19 protein-coding genes are annotated in these 19,787 nt (G+C 53.1%); 1 reads left to right on the top strand and 18 read right to left on the bottom strand.

The features are described from left to right. Window positions 1–94 precede the first annotated feature (94 nt). The 10 genes from kdsB to ACIPUG_RS03495 all read right to left on the bottom strand — a co-directional run bounded on the left by kdsB (window position 95) and on the right by ACIPUG_RS03495 (window position 10,686). The gene (gene kdsB, locus ACIPUG_RS03450; protein ID WP_039509153.1) at window positions 95–847 is read right to left on the bottom strand and encodes a 3-deoxy-manno-octulosonate cytidylyltransferase; all 753 of its coding nucleotides are present in this window, start codon (window positions 845–847) and stop codon (window positions 95–97) included. Beyond that, entirely contained in the window at window positions 844–1,026 is a 183-nt protein-coding gene (locus ACIPUG_RS03455) for a Trm112 family protein (RefSeq protein WP_005967647.1), read from the bottom strand. The genes kdsB and ACIPUG_RS03455 overlap by 4 nt, the downstream gene beginning before the upstream one ends. A gap of 111 nt (window positions 1,027–1,137) precedes the next feature. Continuing rightward, entirely contained in the window at window positions 1,138–2,139 is a 1,002-nt protein-coding gene (gene lpxK / locus ACIPUG_RS03460; protein WP_039554865.1) for a tetraacyldisaccharide 4'-kinase, read from the bottom strand. Continuing rightward, on the bottom strand, window positions 2,136–3,884 hold the full coding sequence (gene msbA, locus ACIPUG_RS03465) for a lipid A ABC transporter ATP-binding protein/permease MsbA (protein WP_039555079.1): 1,749 nt from the start codon (window positions 3,882–3,884) through the stop codon (window positions 2,136–2,138). Before msbA ends, lpxK begins: the two co-directional genes overlap by 4 nt. A 37-nt stretch (window positions 3,885–3,921) precedes the next feature. Beyond that, complete coding sequence (locus tag ACIPUG_RS03470) at window positions 3,922–6,195, bottom strand: ComEC family protein (RefSeq protein WP_400337584.1); 2,274 nt, start codon at window positions 6,193–6,195, stop codon at window positions 3,922–3,924. 341 nt (window positions 6,196–6,536) lie between these two features. Then, on the bottom strand, window positions 6,537–6,854 hold the full coding sequence (gene tmaR / locus ACIPUG_RS03475; protein ID WP_039276381.1) for a PTS system regulator TmaR: 318 nt from the start codon (window positions 6,852–6,854) through the stop codon (window positions 6,537–6,539). A gap of 133 nt (window positions 6,855–6,987) precedes the next feature. Continuing rightward, complete coding sequence (locus ACIPUG_RS03480; protein WP_010277081.1) at window positions 6,988–7,746, bottom strand: ABC transporter ATP-binding protein; 759 nt, start codon at window positions 7,744–7,746, stop codon at window positions 6,988–6,990. Then, window positions 7,743–8,750, bottom strand: coding sequence for an iron chelate uptake ABC transporter family permease subunit (locus ACIPUG_RS03485; protein ID WP_110163020.1), 1,008 nt, complete (start codon window positions 8,748–8,750; stop codon window positions 7,743–7,745). Before ACIPUG_RS03485 ends, ACIPUG_RS03480 begins: the two co-directional genes overlap by 4 nt. Beyond that, the gene (locus ACIPUG_RS03490; RefSeq protein WP_010277087.1) at window positions 8,737–9,699 is read right to left on the bottom strand and encodes an ABC transporter permease; all 963 of its coding nucleotides are present in this window, start codon (window positions 9,697–9,699) and stop codon (window positions 8,737–8,739) included. Before ACIPUG_RS03490 ends, ACIPUG_RS03485 begins: the two co-directional genes overlap by 14 nt. Window positions 9,700–9,720: 21 nt before the next feature. Further along, window positions 9,721–10,686, bottom strand: a complete 966-nt coding sequence (locus ACIPUG_RS03495) for a siderophore ABC transporter substrate-binding protein (protein ID WP_400337309.1) — start codon at window positions 10,684–10,686, stop codon at window positions 9,721–9,723. A 282-nt stretch (window positions 10,687–10,968) separates the two neighbouring features. Between ACIPUG_RS03495 and sbcB the strand changes: the two genes are divergently transcribed. Continuing rightward, complete coding sequence (sbcB, locus tag ACIPUG_RS03500) at window positions 10,969–12,396, top strand: exodeoxyribonuclease I (RefSeq protein WP_400337311.1); 1,428 nt, start codon at window positions 10,969–10,971, stop codon at window positions 12,394–12,396. Between the two features lie 75 nt (window positions 12,397–12,471). Here the strand turns inward: sbcB and ACIPUG_RS03505 are convergent, their stop codons facing one another. The 8 genes from ACIPUG_RS03505 to citD form a co-directional block, all read right to left on the bottom strand. Next, window positions 12,472–13,842, bottom strand: a complete 1,371-nt coding sequence (locus ACIPUG_RS03505) for an APC family permease (protein ID WP_014915105.1) — start codon at window positions 13,840–13,842, stop codon at window positions 12,472–12,474. Beyond that, complete coding sequence (locus tag ACIPUG_RS03510) at window positions 13,832–14,038, bottom strand: hypothetical protein (protein ID WP_014915104.1); 207 nt, start codon at window positions 14,036–14,038, stop codon at window positions 13,832–13,834. Before ACIPUG_RS03510 ends, ACIPUG_RS03505 begins: the two co-directional genes overlap by 11 nt. 412 nt (window positions 14,039–14,450) lie before the next feature. Next, the gene (locus ACIPUG_RS03515) at window positions 14,451–15,206 is read right to left on the bottom strand and encodes a flagellar brake protein (RefSeq protein WP_014915103.1); all 756 of its coding nucleotides are present in this window, start codon (window positions 15,204–15,206) and stop codon (window positions 14,451–14,453) included. Between the two features lie 379 nt (window positions 15,207–15,585). After that, entirely contained in the window at window positions 15,586–16,491 is a 906-nt protein-coding gene (gene citG / locus ACIPUG_RS03520) for a triphosphoribosyl-dephospho-CoA synthase CitG (RefSeq protein ID WP_400337313.1), read from the bottom strand. Next, window positions 16,469–16,996, bottom strand: a complete 528-nt coding sequence (gene citX / locus ACIPUG_RS03525; protein ID WP_400337315.1) for a citrate lyase holo-[acyl-carrier protein] synthase — start codon at window positions 16,994–16,996, stop codon at window positions 16,469–16,471. Before citX ends, citG begins: the two co-directional genes overlap by 23 nt. Window positions 16,997–17,022: 26 nt before the next feature. Then, entirely contained in the window at window positions 17,023–18,552 is a 1,530-nt protein-coding gene (gene citF, locus ACIPUG_RS03530; protein WP_039469014.1) for a citrate lyase subunit alpha, read from the bottom strand. A gap of 53 nt (window positions 18,553–18,605) precedes the next feature. Further along, window positions 18,606–19,481, bottom strand: coding sequence for a citrate (pro-3S)-lyase subunit beta (gene citE / locus ACIPUG_RS03535; protein WP_205533000.1), 876 nt, complete (start codon window positions 19,479–19,481; stop codon window positions 18,606–18,608). Further along, entirely contained in the window at window positions 19,481–19,771 is a 291-nt protein-coding gene (gene citD, locus ACIPUG_RS03540; protein WP_010277114.1) for a citrate lyase acyl carrier protein, read from the bottom strand. Before citD ends, citE begins: the two co-directional genes overlap by 1 nt. Between the last annotated feature and the right edge of the window lie 16 nt (window positions 19,772–19,787).

The raw sequence follows: 19,787 nt of genomic DNA on the forward strand, positions 1-19,787 counted from the left end.
AATATCCTATTAAGAGAAACATCATGGGGAAAGCCTATTCCGGCAAGAATAGGTTCCCCCATGACGTGCTTATAACAGGCGGGTGTGGCAGGTGTTACTGACCGGCCATGACGTGCCGCACACGGGCCAGATCTTCTGGGGTATCCACGCCGACGCTAGGAATGGCTTTGGCGACCGCAACGTGAATTTTCTCGCCGTACCACAGCACGCGCAGTTGCTCCAGTAATTCGATTTGCTCCAGCTGGCTCGGTGCCCAACTGACATAACGACGCACAAAGCCCGCACGGTAAGCATAGATACCGATATGCCGCAGGAAGTGATCGCCAATGGTTTCCTTAGACTGAGCAAAACGCTCTCTGTCCCAGGGAATAGTCGCACGGGAAAAATACAACGCGTATCCTTCAGCGTCGGTAACGACTTTTACCGCATTCGGATTGAATGCTTCTTCGCTGGTTTCAATCGGCACCGCCAGTGTCGCCATTCCTGCTTTACTGGCAGCGAGGTTTTCCGCCACCTGACGAATGATAACCGAAGGAATGAGCGGTTCATCGCCCTGAACGTTCACGATGATGTCATCATCGGTAAAACCGTAACGTTCGATGACTTCAGCCAGGCGCTCTGTACCAGAATTATGATCGGCGCGGGTCAGGCACACTTCACCGCCCGCTTGCTGCACGGCCGCCTCGACGTCGGGATGATCGGTGGCCACAATAACGCGCTGCGCCCCCGATTCCAGCGCCCGTTCCATCACATGGACGACCATTGGTTTGCCGTTGATGTCCGCCAGCGGTTTACCCGGCAGTCGGCTTGACGCAAAACGCGCAGGAATGATCACAGTAAAGGTCATTGTGTTATCTCATCAGCCCCGAGTTTACGCGCTTCGTTTTCCAGCAGCACAGGGATACCATCACGAACCGGATAGGCCAAACCATCGACCTTGCATATCAGTTCCAGTTTCTCTTTATTAAAGTACAGCCGACCATTACAAACAGGACAGGCAACAATCTCAAGTAAACGGTGATCCATGCTTCCTCCATCTTTGGCCGATCGATGACCGGCATGTTCTTTCTCGCTACAGCAGCGATCTAATAAGGTGATATCCACAAGGGATATCTGAAACCGTGGTAGCAGACCAATTTATGCTCTGCTGTCCGCATTCCGATTAAGCACATGTTCCAGTTTGTCGAGCAATTGCGTGCCGTAGGGCTCAGCTAACACGGCATCGACGGGCAGATACCACCAGTTATCCTGAGCAAATGTCTTACATTTTACGGCATCTTTTTCCGTCATCAGCAGCGGCTGTGTCGCATCCTGAGTCAGCGAGTTGAGCTGTTCTGGCTGGTACGATTGATGGTCAGCAAAGGCAACTTCACGTGCAATGCTAACACCAGCATCGCGCAGCGTAGCAAAAAAACGCGGAGGATGTCCGATGCCTGCCATCGCAACGACATCATGCAACTGGTTCAGCAGTCGTGACTCACCAGAAAGCAAGTTAACCGCCATACCCGCCGTGAGTGTCATGCCTATCTCGTTTGTTCTCGGCGTCCCGCCGTTAACAATAACGGCATCCACCGAAGCCAGACGGCTTTCTCTTTCCCGCATTGGACCTGCGGGCAGCCACCATCCGTTGCCAAAACGCCGCATCCCGTCAATCACAACCAGTTCGATATCTCTTTCCAACGCATAGTGCTGCAATCCATCGTCGGTGATCACCACATCTAACGTGTGCTGTGCCAATAATGCACTCACGGCATCCCGACGACGGGGAGCGACCGCCACGGGCGCACCAGTACGCTGGAAAATCAGCACCGGTTCATCGCCAGCCTGCGCCGTCGTGACCGACTCATCCAGCAACAGCGGATAACGTTCAGCTTTCCCGCCGTAACCACGTGATACTACGCCGACACGATAGTCTCTTCGTTGCAGCTGTTCGACGAGCCAAATGACGACCGGTGTTTTCCCATTGCCACCTGCCGTCAAATTCCCCACAACCACGACGGGCACGGGAGATCGCCAGCTTTTTCGCCATCCCCATCGATAGCTCTGGCGAATCAGAAACGTAATGAGTCCGTATAGCCACGAAAGCGGCAGCAGCAGCCAATAGAGCGGCGACCGTCCAGACCAGATGCGCTCAATCATTCGCCAAACTGCATTTTATGCAACTGAGCATAAGCCCCGTTCGCCGTCAGTAACGCAGCATGGTTACCACGCTCAATGATTTTGCCGTCTTCCACCACCAGAATCTCATCGGCCTTTTCAATCGTGGAAAGACGGTGTGCAATCACAACCGCAGTACGATCTTTTTGCAGCTCGTCTAATGCAGCCTGAATCGCACGCTCAGATTCCGTGTCCAGCGCCGACGTAGCCTCATCCAATATCAGGATCGGGCTATCCCGCAACAGCGCACGGGCAATCGCGATACGCTGCCGCTGTCCACCGGAAAGCATCACACCATTTTCACCAATGACCGTATCCAGACCGTGATCCATCTTATTGATGAAATCCATCGCATACGCCATTGTCGCCGCACGTTCAATTTCCTCACGGCTATAGTGCTCATTGCGCGCATAAGCGATATTGTTCGCTATCGTATCGTTGAAAAGATGGACGTTTTGAGAAACCAGTGCGACCTGATTACGTAAGGAGGACAGGCGATACTCACGTAGATCGTGACCATCGAGCAGAATCTCACCTGACTGAATGTCGTAAAAACGCGTGATCAAACTGGCAATCGTTGATTTACCCGAACCAGACCGACCAACCAATGCCACCGTTTTTCCTGCTGGAATATGCAGGTTGATATTCTTCAGCGCCAGATTTTCTTTCCCCGGATAAGCAAAATTCACCTGACGGAATTCGAGTTCGCCTTGCGCACGCTCAATTTCCCGTTTACCGGTGTCACGCTCTTGCTCCATATCCAGAATCGCAAACAGCGTCTGGCACGCGGCCATACCACGCTGGAACTGTGCGTTAACGTTGGTCAGTGATTTTAACGGACGCATCAATGCGATCATGGAAGAGAATACGACCGTGATTGTCCCTGCCGTTAGCGTTTCCATCACGCTGGGGAAACTGGCGGCATACAGTACAAAGGCCAATGCCAACGAAGCGATTAACTGAATGATAGGATCAGAAATTGAAGAGGCGGAAACCAGCTTCATGCCCTGCTGACGCATCCGGTTGCTAACCTGATCGAAACGCTTAGTCTCAACGTCCTGGCCGCCAAACATCAGCACTTCTTTGTGGCCTTTTAGCATTTGTTCCGTGCTGGTGGTGACATGCCCCATCGTGTCCTGCATATTTTTACTAATACTGCGAAACCGCTTGGATACCACACGCATCGCGATCGATACGATCGGCGCAATCACAATCAGAATGATGGACAACTGCCAGCTATAATAGAACATCAGAATGAACAGGCCGATAATTGAGGCCCCTTCCCTGACGACCGTCACCAACGCGCCGGAAGCAGAAGCCGCAACCTGCTCTGAGTCATAAGTGATACGGGAGAGCAGCGTCCCGGTCGATTGCTGATCGAAGAACGACACCGGCATGCCCATAATATGGGAGAAGAGACGGCGGCGCATATTCATCACCACTTTGCCTGAAACCCAGGCGATGCAGTAGCTGGATATAAATCCTGACACGCCACGCAGTATCATAAGGCCGATGACAACCAGCGGCATCCAGATCAATACGGCCCGTTCCGCTTTGCCAAATCCGTCATCTAACAAGGGTTTAAGCAGAGAGAGCATGAGTGTATCGCTAGCTGCATTCATAATGAGCGCAATTGCAGCAACAGCAAGCCCTGCTTTAAAAGGAGAGATCATCGGCCAGAGGCGACGAAAGGTCTGCCAAGTGGAGAGATCTTTATCATTCAGCATGTAGTAAACCTGAATCGGGAAGAAATAGCCGACCATTTTACTCATTATACCGCCCTACGCCAAACCACTGATGATACCAACGAGGCGATATGTGATCCCTGAACCGCAGAATGTGCCATGAATCGCTGAAAAAACGCGCACTTAACTGCCCGGATGACGCGGTATCCAGCCATGAGTAGCCATAGTGCCGATATCGTTCGACAATCTTTACTGAAGGCAACCGCCACGGGTTATAACGCGCCGCAGAAGCCATAGCAAACTCGGCATTAACCGCACGAATAAAGGAAGGCGATGATGATGTCTTACTGCCATGGTGAGGGATTTGTAACAAATTCGCACGCAGGGCACTGCGATCTAACCTAATCAATGCCTTTTCCACATCTGACTCCAGATCGCCTGTCAGCAAGACGCTGTATTTTCCATCATCAACGCGAATAACACAGGAGTCGTTATTTTCCGCTCGTTCTACGAGCGCTAACGGCCACAGCACCGTAAACGTGAGATCCTGCCAGCGCCAACGCTCGCCGCGTAGGCAAGAACGATGATGCATCGCGCTGGTCGCGCTATATATCGTTGCTTCAGGGTAAGCCACCTGTAGCGTTCCCAGTCCCCCAATGTGATCCATATGGCTATGGCTCAGGATAATGTTTTCCACGTCAACGCCCCGCCACCGCAGGTAGGGTAGAATTTCTCGCGTCGCCATATCGCCTCCTTCCCAGCGGTTTCCAGTGTCGTATAGCACCGCTTTCCCACGCTGCTCGATCACAATCGCCAGACCATGCCCGACATCCAACATGTCCACGCGCCAGTCCGGCTCATCAGTCTTTATGCGAAAAACCAGCAAAACCACAATCAGAGCACTGACACTCATCGGATAGGCGCGCCACCAGCTAAAGCGCCATATCACCACCGCGCCCCAGCCCGCGACGCTCGCGAGCAGCAGCGATGCATCAAGATATACCCACCCCGTCTGTAGATACGTCAGCGGAGCGAATACCACACGCAGCGAAATATCCGCCAGCCACCAGAGCATTTCACTCAGCGGCGCGAATGCCAGCGTGCTCAATGCCAGCAAAATGAGCGGAGTAGTAACGAAGGACACCAAAGGCACAGCCCAAAGGTTTGCAGGCAGTGAGGTGATACTGAAACCGTGGAAAATATGAAGCTGCAAGGGCATCAATAGCAGCGTGATTCCCGTTTGCAGGTGGATCCAACGCAGCCAGAACCAACGCCGTCGGGTCTGTAACCGATGAGGAAGCGGTGCCCACTGAAACCAGAAAATGAGCGATGCAACAGCAAGGCAAGATAGCCAAAAACTGTCTGACAGTACGCTCAATGGATCGCTGACCAGAATCAGCGCGACACACCATAGCCAGACCTGCCAGGCTGAGCCGTTGACGCTCCACACTTTTAAGCAAACCCATACGCTAAGCGCCAGAGCAGATCGCACCGCAGGCGGATTTCCTCCTGCCAGCCAGACATATCCCCAGGCAACCACAGCGCTCGTCAGTAATGGGAAACGATAGCCCATCCACTGCACGGGAAAGCCATACTGTAACGCCCGTGCCATTCCCCAACCAACCAGACCTGCAAGTACGATATGGAGGCCAGAAATCGCCATCAGGTGCATCGTCCCGGTATTCTGAAGTAACGTCTTGAGTTCCGGGCTAACCGTTTTCATCTCACCAAACGTCAGCGCCAGTAAAATAGAACGCCACGCTAATCCCTGCACCTGTTGCTCCGCCTGTACAATCGTGCGCTGGCGAAAGTCACAATGGCTATCGACCGCCTTTGCCGTTATCACACGGCCTGACAACGGTTGCCGTTTGGCTATCGCCCAGCGTTGGCTATCAAAACCGCCTTCATTTAGTCGACTGTGAATAGGTCGTAAACTGGCGGTGATTGCCCAACGTTGACCACCACACCAGTTTTCCATAGCCGGTGATAAGGTCAGCTGGGCATATAACGGAGGGAAAATCCGGCGCTGATTGATCTCTTCCAGCCGAACCGTGATCCAATCATCATCCTGCTCATTGAATCGTATGCTGCCGATCGTCACGACAGCGTTAACCTGACCCTGCGTAACGCGCTCGATTTGTAACAGTAAAGTTTGAGCATTCAACGAGGCCCAGCAAAAACTCATGGCAACAAGCGCCACACAGCGTATCCCCGCGTGACGATATCCGACTAGCATCACACAGGTGGATAGCCCAATGCCCCACCACAGCAGCATTTGCGCGGGAATCTGCGGTAAGAAAAGCAGCGGCAGAATACCCAGCACGCTCGCCCAAGCCAGACTATTTACTGACATCATCCCTTTTACTGACATCGTCCTTTGCCATGACACATCCTTCCCTCTTCCCTGCGGTTCGTTCTGGCATGTTGCAGTAACTCAAGCTGATGCAATAGGACGAAAATTTCAGGTAGGGAAACGCTTCGCAAGAAAACGGCTAAATTGCAAACAATGGCATTCAGCGTGCGAGCTGGATTCCAGTTTTTCAGGCGTTTGGTACGGCCATAATTGACGGAAAAATTGATTACAAAGAAGGAGGTGGATAGTGAGGCGATTAAAAAGAAAAAGGACCGCAGAAGCGATCCTTTTACAGGCACTATTTACCGTAACGTTGGTTACAGTAAAAACGATGCATCAGGTTACTTAACTTCGCCCATCGCTTTCAGCTTTTTAGACAGCTCACGGCGCTCTTTCGACAGATCGGCGTTTTTGATGATGTAGTCATCAACGCGGTCTTCATAATCACTGCGCATGTTAGCGATGATATTCTGCACGTCCTCAATGGACATGCCAGGTTTAAGATATTCGCTCAGGTTGTCCAGCAGCAGGACGCGCTTCTGGTTATCACGAATTTTCTTTTCGTTATCGACGATTTCACGCTGAAGTTTGTTTTTACGACGAAACATGCGCACGAATTCCAGCACATCCTGGAAACACGGCTTAGTGTCCTTATCCATCTTTTACCCTTACCTTAAGTCATACATAAATTCTTTATGCATTCACCATACAGGTTATACCCAGCGTCTTTCAAGCAGTGCTTACGCCCTTTGCGCTAACACCTCGCTGAGCGGATAATCTGTCATCAAACCATCAACGATAATATACCGCGATACGCTGATTATGAACCTGCTCGATGGCCACTTCCGTATCGAAAATATCTTCCAACACCTCGGACACCATGATGTCTTCCGGTTTTCCCGTGTAGATGATCTGCCCTTTGCGCATCGCAATAATGTAATCCGAATAGGCGGAAGCAAAGTTGATATCGTGGATAACCAGCACGATAGTTTTGCCTAGCTCATCGGCCGCACGGCGAATCTGTTTCATCATCGCCACCGCGTGCTTCATATCCAGATTATTCAGCGGTTCATCCAGCAGTACATATTCCGTGTCCTGACACAACACCATCGCGACATAAGCACGCTGGCGCTGGCCACCGGAAAGCTCATCTAAAAAGCGATCTTTCAATTCGGTCAGGTTGAGGAACGCCAGCGCGGCGCTGATGCGTTCACGATCGTCAGCATTCAGTCGCCCTTTGGTATACGGATAGCGACCGAAACCTACCAGCTCCGCTACCGTTAAGCGGCTGGTAAACTGGTTTTCCTGCCGCAACACAGATAAACACGTCGCCAGCTTATCGCTTGGTGTGGTCATCACGTCCATGCCGTTAACTTTTACCTGTCCGCGATCCGCGTCCAGTAGGCGACTGATGATGGACAACAATGTCGACTTCCCTGCCCCATTCGGGCCGATAATCGACGTGACGCCACCACGAGGCACCGTCGCGGTGACATTATCTAATACCTTAACGTTGTTATACGCTTTGGTTACATTGCCGATCTCAATCACACGGAAACCTTTTTCAGTAGCAACACAATAAACAGCGATCCACCCACAAATTCGATCACGACCGACAGCGCCCCAGACATATCCAGCAGATGCTCAAGTACCAGTTGTCCGCCAACCAGTGAAATAACGCCCAGCAGGAAAGCGGCGGGCAGCAACAGGCGATGCTGGCTGGAACCAATCACTAAATAGGCAAGGTTCGCGACCATAAAGCCCAAAAAGGTAAGCGGACCGACCAGCGCCGTTGAAATAGCAACCAGCACGGAAACCAGCAGCAGAATGATCGTGACGCTGCGCTTGTAGTCGATACCCAGGTTAATCGCGTTATTACGCCCCAGCGCCAGTACATCAAACCGAAAGCGCATACGCCAGATCACTACCGCGACCACCAGCGTAATTCCAACCGACAACGCCACCAGTTCAGGCACAGTACGGGTGAAGGTGGCAAACATCCGCCCCTGTAAGATGGCGAACTCGCCGGGCGTCAGCAAACGCTGCATTAAACCCGCCATGCTGCGAAACAGCGTGCCGCAGATAATTCCGACCAGTAAAACCAGATGCAGGTTATTGCGGCTGCCGGTAAACAGCCAGCGATACAGCAGCGCGGAGAAGAGAATCAGCAGCAGCGTCTCAAGAACGAATTTGCCTTCAACCCCCAATCCCGGAATGCCGCTAATGCCGAAAACAAATACCAGCGACGTCTGAATCAGGATAAACAGGGCTTCAAACCCCATAATCGACGGCGTCAGCACCCGGTTATTCGTCACCGTTTGGAACAGCACGGTCGACGCACTTGCAGCAAACGCCACCAGCAGCATCGTCGTCAACATCAACCCGCGGTGCGTCAAAATGTAGCGCAGGTTACTGCCTAGATTGATGGTCATAAACAGCACGATCACCACGGCAGCCGCGACAGCCAGCCACATCAACCGCTGCGTCGGCGATAACCCCGCTCGTTTTTCGCTGATGGGTCCGGTCAGCACCGTATTACGTTCATTGACTGACATGGCGTTTCTGACTTAGCAATAAGAGAAGGAAAACGGCAGCGCCAATGACGCCAAGAATCACGCTCACCGGAATCTCGAAAGGATAGCGAATCACGCGGCTGATAATATCGCAGCACAGCACCAGACCGCCGCCGAGCAGGCACACCCACGGGATGGTTTTGCGCACATTGTCGCCCATCATCATGCTGATCAGGTTTGGCACGATCAGCCCGATAAACGGCAGGCTACCGACCACCACGACCACTACGCCGCTGACGATGGCGATAATGCTCAGCCCCATCATCATCACTTGCCGATAGTTAAGGCCGACATTAACGGAGAACTCGCGCCCCATGCCTGCGACCGTGAAGCGGTCAGCGATCCAACAGGCCACCAGCGTTAACGCACCAACCAGCCAGAGCAACTCGTAACGACCCTGTAAGACACCGGAGAAATCGCCCGACTCCCAACTGCCAAGCGCCTGTAGTAGATCAAAATACATCGCGCCAAACGTGGTGATTGAACTGATAACCGCGCCCAGCATAATGCCAACCAGCGGCACCACCAGCGCGGATTTCAGCACAATTCGCTGTAGCAGCATCATGAACAAGAAGGTACCGGCTAAAGCGAACAGGCTCGCTACCACCATCTTGGTGAAAATCGTCGCACCGGGCACGGCGATCATCACCACCAGCAAACCTAAGCTAGCCGACTGTGTGGTCCCCGCCAGAGACGGTTCGACAAAACGGTTTTGCGTCAGCAACTGCATGATGAGACCAGCCACGCTCATGGCACTGCCTGCCAGCAGCAAAGCCAGCGTGCGAGGAACGCGGCTGATAAAGAAAATATCGCGCATTTCCGGGTCGTTCCACACAGCCTGCATATTCAGTTGCCCTGCCCCAACAAACAGGCTGACAACGATCATGCAGGCCAGAAAAACAAGACCCAGCGAATAGTAAAAAGACTTCATTGATTCTGCCGTAACCTGCCGTTATTGCTTATCTAACGCGTCACTGACGGTACTCACGAGGTTTTTATAGCTTTGCAGCCCCCCAGCGATATACAGCGATGCAGAATCCAGATAGATCACACGATTATTTTTCCAGGCGTTGGTTTTGTGAATCAGCGGGTTATCCAGCACTTGCTGGGCCGATTCTCCACCCGGGCGACCAATCGCACTGTCACGATCGAGAATGAACAGCCATTCCGGGTTCACGCTCAGTAAGAATTCTGAGGTCACCACGTTGCCATGACGCCCAGACTCAGGGAACTCAGTCGCGGGTTTAAAGCCCAGCTCATCAAACACGAAGCCGAAACGCGATTTAGGACCGTAGGCAGACATTTTGCCGCCGCTGACCATCAGAACCAGCGCATTGCCCGCATTTTCCGTTTTAGCGCGCGTTTGGGCGATCTGCTGTTTGAAATCATCAATCTGTTTCTTCGCGTCATCTTCTTTACCGAAGATAGTGCCCAGTTGCTCGATGCGTTGGATAAAGCTCGTCATAAACTGGTGCTCATCCACGTCCATCGAGATCGTCGGTGCAATACCGCTCAACTTGTCGTAGGCGTCGCGCGTACGTCCACCAGCAATAATCATATCGGGCTTCGCGCTGCTAAGCGCTTCATAGGCAGGTTCAAACAGCGTCCCGGCGTTCAGGTAAGTATCGCTGTTATATTTTGATAAAAACGCGGGCAGCGGCGTGCTGCTTTTTGGTACACCGGCAATCCCTTCAACCTTCAACGCATCCAGCGTATCCAATGAGGCGGGATCAAACACAATCACTTTCTTCGGCGGCTGTGGAACCTGAGTGGTGCCCTGCGCATGCTCAATGCTGACCGAGTGGCTTCCTTCTGAAGACGATGCCTGCTGATCGCAGCCGGCCAGAACAAACATAGATGCCAATAACGTCGCCTTCACTGCAAACGCTGCATTCAATCGCACCGCATTTAACCGCATAAGTGTGTTCTCCATTTCGCTGTTTGTTGCCGAATGCCACCCCGCAGAGTGATCTACGGGGTAATAAAGAATTTAATTATCATTCGCATTAGAACGAAAATTGTAACCGAATGGACACAGTCATGCCTAGCGATTCTGTCTACCCTCCTATTGATGTAAGTCAGGGAAGTGGTGCAAATCAGGAAAGCGCCACAGAAAAGTTGATTCAATGGTATCCTTGCCGTTTTCCAGATTGTTTTGCCTGATTTCAGGCTCAGCGCGCACACGTAGCTAACTGCATATATGGCCGAGAAAACACAACCCACTTTTTTCATACATGACTACGAGACGTTCGGTAAACATCCAGCGCGCGATCGCCCTGCGCAGTTTGCGGGTGTCCGTACCGATATGGACTTCAATATTATCGGTGAGCCGCTAGTCATTTATTGTCGTCCGGCGGATGATTACCTGCCGGAACCGGAAGCGGTGATGATCACCGGAATTACGCCACAGGTCGCGCTGGCAAAAGGCGTCAATGAGGCGGAGTTCGCTCGTCAGATCCACGACGCGTTCAGCGTGCCCGGCACCTGTATTATGGGCTACAACAATATTCGCTTTGATGATGAAGTCAGCCGCAATATTTTCTATCGCAACTTCTACGATCCTTACGCCTACAGCTGGCAAAACGGCAATTCCCGCTGGGATTTGCTGGATGCGTTACGCGCCTGCTATGCCCTGCGACCGGAAGGCATCGTGTGGCCGGAAAACGATGACGGCCTGCCCAGTTTCCGCCTTGAGCATCTGACGAAAGCCAACGGTATTTCGCACGAGCAGGCGCATGATGCGATGTCCGACGTTTATGCCACCATCGCTATGGCGAAGCTGTTCAAGCAGGCGCAGCCTAAACTGTTTGAATATCTGTTCCCGCTACGTAACAAAAACAAAATTTCCGCGCTGATTGATATCCCGCAAATGAAGCCGCTCGTTCACGTGTCTGGCATGTTTGGCGCGGCGAGGAGCAATACCAGCTGGGTTGTTCCACTCGCCTGGCATCCGGACAACCGTAATGCGGTCATCATGTGCGATTTGGCGGGCGATATGACGCCGCTGCTGGAGCTGGACAGCGCAGCCTTGCGCGAACGGTTATACACCCGCCGGGATGCGCTGGAGGCGGATCAGAGTGCCGTTCCACTCAAGCTGGTGCACATCAATAAATGTCCGGTCTTAGCACCGGCCAATACCTTACGGCCGGAAGATGCGGAAAGATTAGGCATCGATCGTCAACGCTGTCTGGACAATCTCGCACTGCTGCGTAGCAACGCGAGCGTCAGGGAAAAAGTGGTAGAGCTGTTTGCTGAAGCCCCCGCGTTCGCCGCATCTGATGATGTCGATTTGCGGCTTTATGATGGCTTCTTTGGCGATGCTGACCGCATGGCGATGAAGATTATTCAGGAGACCGCTCCGCAGAACCTGCCCGCGCTGGATCTCACGTTTGCCGATAATCGTCTGGAACCGCTGCTCTTCCGCTATCGCGCCCGCAATTTCCCCGGCACGCTGGACGACCGCGAACAGCAGCGTTGGTTGCAGCATCGGCGTGCGGTCTTTACGCCGGAGCGCTTGCAGGGCTATCTGTCAGAACTCAGCAATCTGTATCAACTGCATGAAGATGATAAAGAGAAGATGGCACAGCTAAAAGCGCTGTACGCCTATGCACAGGAGCTGGTGGGCTAAGATAGCCGCTTAAAGCCATAAAAAAGCGGAGCACACTGGCTCCGCTTTTCTCTTTTAGGCGTGTCGTCGGTTTATTTAAACCGGTTCTTCGCTACATTGCGGTACTGGCTGACGGAAGCTACGCGTCACAAACGCCAGATAGAGCAGTCCAATCGTTGCCCACACCAGACCCAGCGTCATCGAGCTCGCTTCCAGGTTCACCCACAGCGCACCCACCGTCAACGCGCCCAGCACGGGCAGTACGAGGAAATTAATGGTGTCTTTCACGGTACGGTTACGGCGCTCGCGAATATAGAACTGTGAAATGACCGACAGGTTCACGAACGTAAACGCCACCAGCGCACCGAAGTTGATCAGCGCAGTGGCCGTCACCAGATCGAACGACACCGCAGACAGTGCAATAACGCCAACCAGCAAGACGTTCAAAGACGGCGTACGCCATTTCGGGTGGATATAGCCGAAGAAGCGCTCTGGGAATACGCCATCACGCCCCATGACATACATCAGGCGAGACACGCCTGCATGTGCCGCCATACCGGATGCCAGTACGGTGACGCAGGAGAACACCAGAATAACGGACTGGAAGAATTTACCCGCAACATACAGCATGATTTCCGGCTGAGACGCATCCGGCTCTTTAAAGCGCGAAATATCCGGGAAATACAATTGCAGGAAGTACGCCACGGCAACAAAGATCACACCGCCGATCAGCGCCGTCAGGAAGATGGCTTTTGGAATCACCCGACCTGCATCCTGCGTTTCTTCCGACAGCGAGCTGATACCGTCAAAACCGAGGAACGAGAAGCAGAGAATGGTTGCCCCGGTAATCATCGGCACCACATGGGCATTCTCAGACCAGAACGGACGCGTACTGGTCAGCGTACCGGCCCCTTCGCCCAGATAAACACCGTGAATCACCAGACCGAGGAATACCGCCATGATCGCAACCTGCACCACCACGATAATGGAGTTCAGGTTAGCAACCAGACTGATACCACGCAGGTTAAACAGCGTCATCAAGCCGACCAGCGCCGCCACAAAAATCCATGACGGTACGCCGGGGAAGATCGCTTCCAGATAGATTTTCGCCAGCAGGATGTTGATCATCGGCATGAACAGATAGTCCAGCAGTGACGACCACCCGACCATAAACCCAACGTGTGGGCTGATCGCTTTTTGCGCGTAAGTATAAGCAGAGCCCGCAGATGGGAAACGTTTTACCAGTTTGCCATAGCTCAGCGCCGTGAACAGAATGGCGACCAGCGCAAACGCATAGGCCGTTGCCACATGGCCGTCGGTCAGGCCAGACACGATACCGAAGGTATCAAAAATGGTCATCGGCTGCATGTACGCCAGCCCCATCATAACGACAGGCCACAGCGTGAGCGTTCTTTTTAACTGAGCACGTTTTGCGCCAGCATTAGGCAACTGAGAATCAAGCGACATGGCGCACACCTCCGTTCATCACGGCAGGAGCATACGCACCGAAAACAAATGAATGGATACAGGACTCGCCTGAATCACGATGAGAAGAGGTGGCTGTAACAGCACCAGAGATAACTTGCGACTGCGTCGCGCCATAACCAATACCATTGCAGCACAAACCGGCGGGCACCGGTGCGAAACGTGTTAATTGCCCCATCTTTCCTTTCCTCACTGTGCTCACAGGCACACACAAAATTATCTATCCGGATCGTTGTCCGGCCTCTTTGGTTGAAGACCCTATACCCAGCAAACCTGAGCCACAGAGAAAAGGTAAGAAACCACACCAATACCCCTGTAACCTGAAAGGTTGACGAGCATAAATGTAAAAAAATAACCGACGCTATTAGACGTCGGTTATTTGCAAGGCGCGTATTCTGCACCACTCGATCTCATCTGACAAGGCTCTGAGAACGTTGGAAACCATTTATTTATCCCTACCCTTCTTCGAGAAGCCTGTACGTTGGCTTTTCGCATGACTTCTGGGTAATAAGTAGGATAAATAAGCGAATACTCGTTATAAAAACGTTGCTGTTATGTGTGAAGCCCACACAAAAAGTTGTGCTTAAAAATTACAACTCCTGGAATCGCTTTTTCTTTTCGTTTTGTAATCTTTCCAACTCAAAAATCACCTGCTGAAGATCTCGTTCCTGCGACGCGTTCAGCGAAGGGAACTTGAAGCTCAAACGCTGCGTCAGTTTCAATTCACCTTTGTTATCAACGATCTTCACCATTGCCTGACCGACGAACTGCAAATCAACACAGAAAAAACCGTGGTCAGCCAGATCCATCTCCACGCTCTTAATGATGTCGCCTTCGGTCAACAGTCCCGTGGTATCACGGTCGGTATACAGGCTCAATCCGCCCAAAGAGAGATCTTTGATAGTGAACAGGAAAACGCTCTCATCCGGCAGTTCGCCACGGCACGTCAACGGCGGCCACAGCGGCGTGTTGATGCGGAAATAGGTTCTGCGTTGGATAAGATAAAGCAGCTCAGGAATCTGCGCGCTAAAGGCTGGCAACCCGTCGTAAGTCACCGTTTTCGCAATTTCAGCATTGAATTCAACTTTTGCACCGGCAGGTTCTGCCACAAAAGACAGCGCCCCCGCATACAGCGCGCGGTTATTCTCACGCTCAATGCCGCCTAAATCGAAGACAAACAGGTTGTTATCGGGTACAACGTCAAGAATTTTACTGATGAACTGTCCGTGAGAATGATGAACCATCAAAGACGTATCATTCTTCTTTAACTCGCGCAGTGTTGCACAGATGGCCAGTTTGTTGCGCTTAACAAACTGCTCTTTCAAATTTTCATTCACCGCTTTCATCCCCACCATTGTTTACACAGCGTATGTGTCAATGGCTTATATTGATGCACGCCTCTTCGTTATCTTTCAAGTCCCATGTGTGCCAACACGATGCACTGCACTGGCTGCATATTGAAAACGATTACTCGGAGTACCTGAAACAGCATGAAACCTACCCTAACTAACTCAAGTTACAGGGAGGCAAGCGAAGAACAAACTCGTGGAAAGGAATTTGAGCAGCCAGCACGTACGTAACTCGAAGTATGACGGGTAGAAGTTGGTGAAAACGATATCGGCAATTTTCTCAATAACTTTAGTGGAACAAGAGAAAAAGTGTTAAGGCGCGGTCAAATAATAAAACGCATCGCTGCCAGCGCCTTTTATCGCACCTGTTCGTTTGCTATTCGGCAGGATAGTGATGCAGCAGCCAGGTTAAGGCCAGTAAATCGGCGCTGCCGCCCGGGCTAAGGTTTCTGGCAATCAGCGCGTCGTCCATCTCTCTCAGCGTCTGACGATCCAGCGGCCCCGTCAGCAATCTCCGCGCGTAATCTTGCACAAACGCTAATCCGTCCATGCCGCCGCGTGAAACGACATTGGTGTCCGGATTGTGGGCCATCAACACCAGTAGCGTCCGTAACAGCGCGGTTTCGTCATCCGCTCCGGCAGCCATCGCCTGCTGCAAGGCAGGCAACGCGTACTGGCATACGGTACTGAAACCGCTGGCGGCTTCTCCCCTTGCCCCCGTCAGGCCATGACGCTGATAGAGATGTTCACCCGCCGTCGCTGCACCAGAACACGTCTCCAGCTCATTCCGCACCACATCGTGACACATTGCCGCCACGCTATCGCACAGGCTGTGCTGCGTCACACGCTCTCCCCGCCCTGCCAGCCAACCGGCAGCCGTACACAGCAGACCAAACGCGAAAATCCCACCTTTATGGGTATTCACACCTTTCGTCGCTGACAGCATCGCCTGTTCGCAGGCGATGCCGATAGGCCGAACCTGAGACAGCAACTGCGCTAGCGGTGTCTTAGCGTGCTGATACCCCGCGTCGGTAAAATACCGAAACCAGGGGGAGATCGCCTGAATGCTGGTCTGAAACAGCGCGACATCCATATCGCGGTGAGATCCGTTATTGGCGCGATCCACCAGTCCGGGCTTCGGCGTCAGCATCACTTCCATCGTCAGCGCGTGCGTTACCCACCGGTCGATATCCGGTAACGTGCCACGCTCCCAATCATCGCCGACTGCGGAACGGGATACCGCAGCCGACAGTACACCGTCAGGCTGGCGTAAAGTAGGCATTAACCTTTTCCTCAATGTGCTCAAGCAGCTCAGGCAGAGAATGGCGACGCGAACGGCTACAGGCGTGTGCCATCTGGTCGCACAATAGACACGTTCGCCCACCGTGCGCCAGCATCGACCGGCCAATCGATCCATCTTCCGGGCTGAAAATGTCGAAATCCCATAGCCGCCCCAGCTCATGGCTATCTTCCAGCGCAATGGTCGCGGCTTTAACGGACAGCGCATCTTTGGTGATCGCCCACAGTCCTTCCGCGCCCGTTGCCAGCCAGCATATCTGCTGCTCCAGCACCGTCCACCCTCTGGTCTGACATAGAAACGTGAATGCCTTGATCGCTTCGGTCATCACCTGCCGATAGCCTTCGCTATCTTTTACCGGCCCCGGCGTGACCAGCGTCAGCGACACCAGCGTCGCACCGTGGCGAGCAAGCCATTCTTGTTGGCGAACTGCGCGGCGTTCCTTCGCCGCGAGTAAGGTTTCCAGCGAGATGGAAACAGCATTTGTCATCGTCGATTCCCTCATGCGTTTACCGCTTATTCGTCGGCTTCTTTCACCTGACGAACGACGTCAATCACGCTGCCATCGCGGTAGCGAATAACGCCGACGATACGATCGTGAAACTCGATAGCGCGTGGTTCGCCTACCAGCGCAATCGCACGCTGATACAGCGCTTCAATCGTCATCACCGTCAGCCCCGCCTGTTTCAGGCGTTCAGCAACGTCAGGCCGCGCAGGGTTGACGGCAATACCGTGATCGGTCACCAGTACGTCAATGCTTTCTCCCGGCGTAACACGCGTCGTCACCTGACGCACCACGGTCGGGATGCGGCTACGAATCAGCGGCGCAACAACGATGGTCAGATTCGCTGCCGTCGCGACGTCACAGTGTCCGCCAGACGCACCGCGCATCACGCCGTCGGAACCGGTGATCACGTTGACATTAAAGTCAGTGTCAATTTCCAGCGCGCTGAGAATCACCATATCCAGCTGATCGCAGCAGGCCGCTTTAGAGCTGGGATTAGCGTAAACGTTAGTGGAGATCTCGACGTGATTCGGGTTCTTCGCCAGCGATGCGGCTGCATTGGCATCGAAACACTGGGTATCGATCAGTTTCTCAATCAGCCCTTTTTCGTGCAGATCGACGATACCACCCGTGATGCCGCCGAGGGCGAAGCGCGCCACGATGTTCTGCTGACGCATTTTATCTTCGAGGAAACGCGTGCAGGCCGTCGAGGCCGCGCCGGAACCGGTCTGGATCGAGAAACCATTTTTGAAATAACCGGCATGTTCAATCACGTCTGCCGCGGAACGGGCAATCAGCAGCTCACGCGGGTTGCTGGTAACACGCGCCGCACCTACGCTGATTTTGGCCGGATCGCCAACTTCATCGACCTGAACGATGTAGTCCACCTGATCCTGCACAATGCTGGCCGGCATGTTCGGAAACGGCACGAGCGCTTCGGTCAACAGCACCACTTTGCGGGCAAACTGCGCATCGACCATCGCATAGCCCAGCGAGCCACAGCTGGATTTCCCGACGGTACCGTTGGCATTGCCAAATTCATCGCTGCACGGCACCCCCAGGAAAGCGACGTCGATATTCAGTTCACCGCTTTGCAGCAGATGGACGCGACCACCGTGGGAATGAATCTGTACCGGCTCTTTCATTAATCCGTGAGAAATGGCATCGGCCAATTTGCCGCGCATCCCCGAGGTATAAATCCGGCTGACTACGCCCGCTTTAATATGATCGATCAGCGATGCGTTACAGCTCATCAGCGAGCTGGATGCCAGCGTCAGATCGCGAAAACCCATCCGTGCCAGCGTATCAATCACCCGGTTAATGACTTTATCGCCTTCGCGGAAATGGTGGTGGAAAGAGATCGTCATCCCGTCTTTCAGTCCGCTATGACGAATCGCCTCTTCCAGATCGGCGCACAGTTTGCGTTCATGTTTTTGTGCGACATCATTCAGCCACGGCGTATGTTGATTCGCGTTGACGAAGGGTTGCAGATGGCGTTTTTCCGGGTACTGCTTTTGCAGTGCTTCAATAAAATGACTCATTGTCTAATCCTGTGATTCCTGAGAGCGACAATTGCGGTGCAATCACGCAATGGCTATTTGCGAACGCCGGAGGCCTGAGCACGTTCCAGAACTCTTCTGGCGTGGTCGATAATCGGCCCGTCGATCATTTTTCCGTTTAGGGAAATAACGCCCAGACCGGCACGTTCGCCCTCTTCAGCGGCTTTGATCACCAGATGGGAATAGTCCACTTCATCCTGCGTAGGCGCATAGGCGTTGTGTAACAGCTCAATCTGACGCGGGTTAATCAGGGATTTACCGTTGAAGCCCAGCTTACGGATCAGATCGACCTCTTTCAGGAAGCCTGCATCGTCATTGACGTTGGGATAGACCACGTCGAAGGCGTCGATACCGGCAGCGCGAGCCGCGTGCAGCACCGCACAACGGGCATAAAACAGCTCCGTGCCGTCACCGCGTTCCGTCTGCATATCCATCACGTAGTCGAACGCCGCCAGCGCTATCCCGATCATGCGCTCGGAAGAGCGTGCAATCGCGACCGCGTTAATCACGCCGACCGCAGACTCGATCGCTGCCATAATGCGAGTGGAACCGACTTCACGGCCGCAGGCCTTTTCGATACGAACCAGATGCTGCTCCAGCTCATCGACATCGTCGGTGGAATCGGTTTTCGGCAGACGGATCACATCCGCACCGCCGCGCACGGCGGCTTCCAGATCCAACAGACCAAACGGCGTACTGAGCTGGTTGATACGCACGACGGTTTCAATATCACGGTACATCGGGTGTTGGAGCGCATGGAAAACCAGCAGGCGCGCGGTATCTTTCTCGCGCAGGGAAACGGCATCTTCCAGATCGAACATAATGGAGTCAGGCTTATAGATAAACGCATTGGACAGCATGGCGGCGTTCGCGCCCGGGAGGAACAACATACTGCGGCGAAGCTTATTCATTACAATTTCTCCCATTCAATCTGCTGTCCGTCTGCGGCGCGCAGTACCGCGCTTTGCACGCGAGCACGGATGACACAATCCAGCGCGCCTTTGTCATCCACAATGATCGTCCCTTCCTGTACGCCCAGTTCTTTCAGCGTGTCATTCACGACCTGTTTGATTTGGTGACCGAACTGTTTCATGACTTCGCTGTTAATGACCACGGTGAGTTTCCCGTCAGCCGGTGCCACTTTGACCAGCAAATCACTGGATTCAAAGGTGCCAGCAAGGGACTCCTTAACAATCTTCATAGACTTATCCTGATTA

Origin of the sequence: Pectobacterium sp. CHL-2024, from assembly GCF_044751765.1 — a bacterium.
Taxonomy (GTDB): Bacteria; Pseudomonadota; Gammaproteobacteria; order Enterobacterales; family Enterobacteriaceae; genus Pectobacterium; species Pectobacterium brasiliense.

Coding starts and splice junctions, on each gene's coding strand:
- kdsB (WP_039509153.1), bottom strand. CDS start 847: ATGACCTTTACTGTGATCATTCCTGCGCGTTTTGCGTCAAGCCGACTG.
- ACIPUG_RS03455 (WP_005967647.1), bottom strand. CDS start 1,026: ATGGATCACCGTTTACTTGAGATTGTTGCCTGTCCTGTTTGTAATGGT.
- lpxK (WP_039554865.1), bottom strand. CDS start 2,139: ATGATTGAGCGCATCTGGTCTGGACGGTCGCCGCTCTATTGGCTGCTG.
- msbA (WP_039555079.1), bottom strand. CDS start 3,884: ATGCTGAATGATAAAGATCTCTCCACTTGGCAGACCTTTCGTCGCCTC.
- ACIPUG_RS03470 (WP_400337584.1), bottom strand. CDS start 6,195: ATGTCAGTAAATAGTCTGGCTTGGGCGAGCGTGCTGGGTATTCTGCCG.
- tmaR (WP_039276381.1), bottom strand. CDS start 6,854: ATGGATAAGGACACTAAGCCGTGTTTCCAGGATGTGCTGGAATTCGTG.
- ACIPUG_RS03485 (WP_110163020.1), bottom strand. CDS start 8,750: ATGTCAGTCAATGAACGTAATACGGTGCTGACCGGACCCATCAGCGAA.
- ACIPUG_RS03490 (WP_010277087.1), bottom strand. CDS start 9,699: ATGAAGTCTTTTTACTATTCGCTGGGTCTTGTTTTTCTGGCCTGCATG.
- ACIPUG_RS03495 (WP_400337309.1), bottom strand. CDS start 10,686: ATGCGGTTAAATGCGGTGCGATTGAATGCAGCGTTTGCAGTGAAGGCG.
- sbcB (WP_400337311.1), top strand. CDS start 10,969: ATGGCCGAGAAAACACAACCCACTTTTTTCATACATGACTACGAGACG.
- ACIPUG_RS03505 (WP_014915105.1), bottom strand. CDS start 13,842: ATGTCGCTTGATTCTCAGTTGCCTAATGCTGGCGCAAAACGTGCTCAG.
- ACIPUG_RS03510 (WP_014915104.1), bottom strand. CDS start 14,038: ATGGGGCAATTAACACGTTTCGCACCGGTGCCCGCCGGTTTGTGCTGC.
- ACIPUG_RS03515 (WP_014915103.1), bottom strand. CDS start 15,206: ATGAAAGCGGTGAATGAAAATTTGAAAGAGCAGTTTGTTAAGCGCAAC.
- citG (WP_400337313.1), bottom strand. CDS start 16,491: ATGCCTACTTTACGCCAGCCTGACGGTGTACTGTCGGCTGCGGTATCC.
- citX (WP_400337315.1), bottom strand. CDS start 16,996: ATGACAAATGCTGTTTCCATCTCGCTGGAAACCTTACTCGCGGCGAAG.
- citF (WP_039469014.1), bottom strand. CDS start 18,552: ATGAGTCATTTTATTGAAGCACTGCAAAAGCAGTACCCGGAAAAACGC.
- citE (WP_205533000.1), bottom strand. CDS start 19,481: ATGAATAAGCTTCGCCGCAGTATGTTGTTCCTCCCGGGCGCGAACGCC.
- citD (WP_010277114.1), bottom strand. CDS start 19,771: ATGAAGATTGTTAAGGAGTCCCTTGCTGGCACCTTTGAATCCAGTGAT.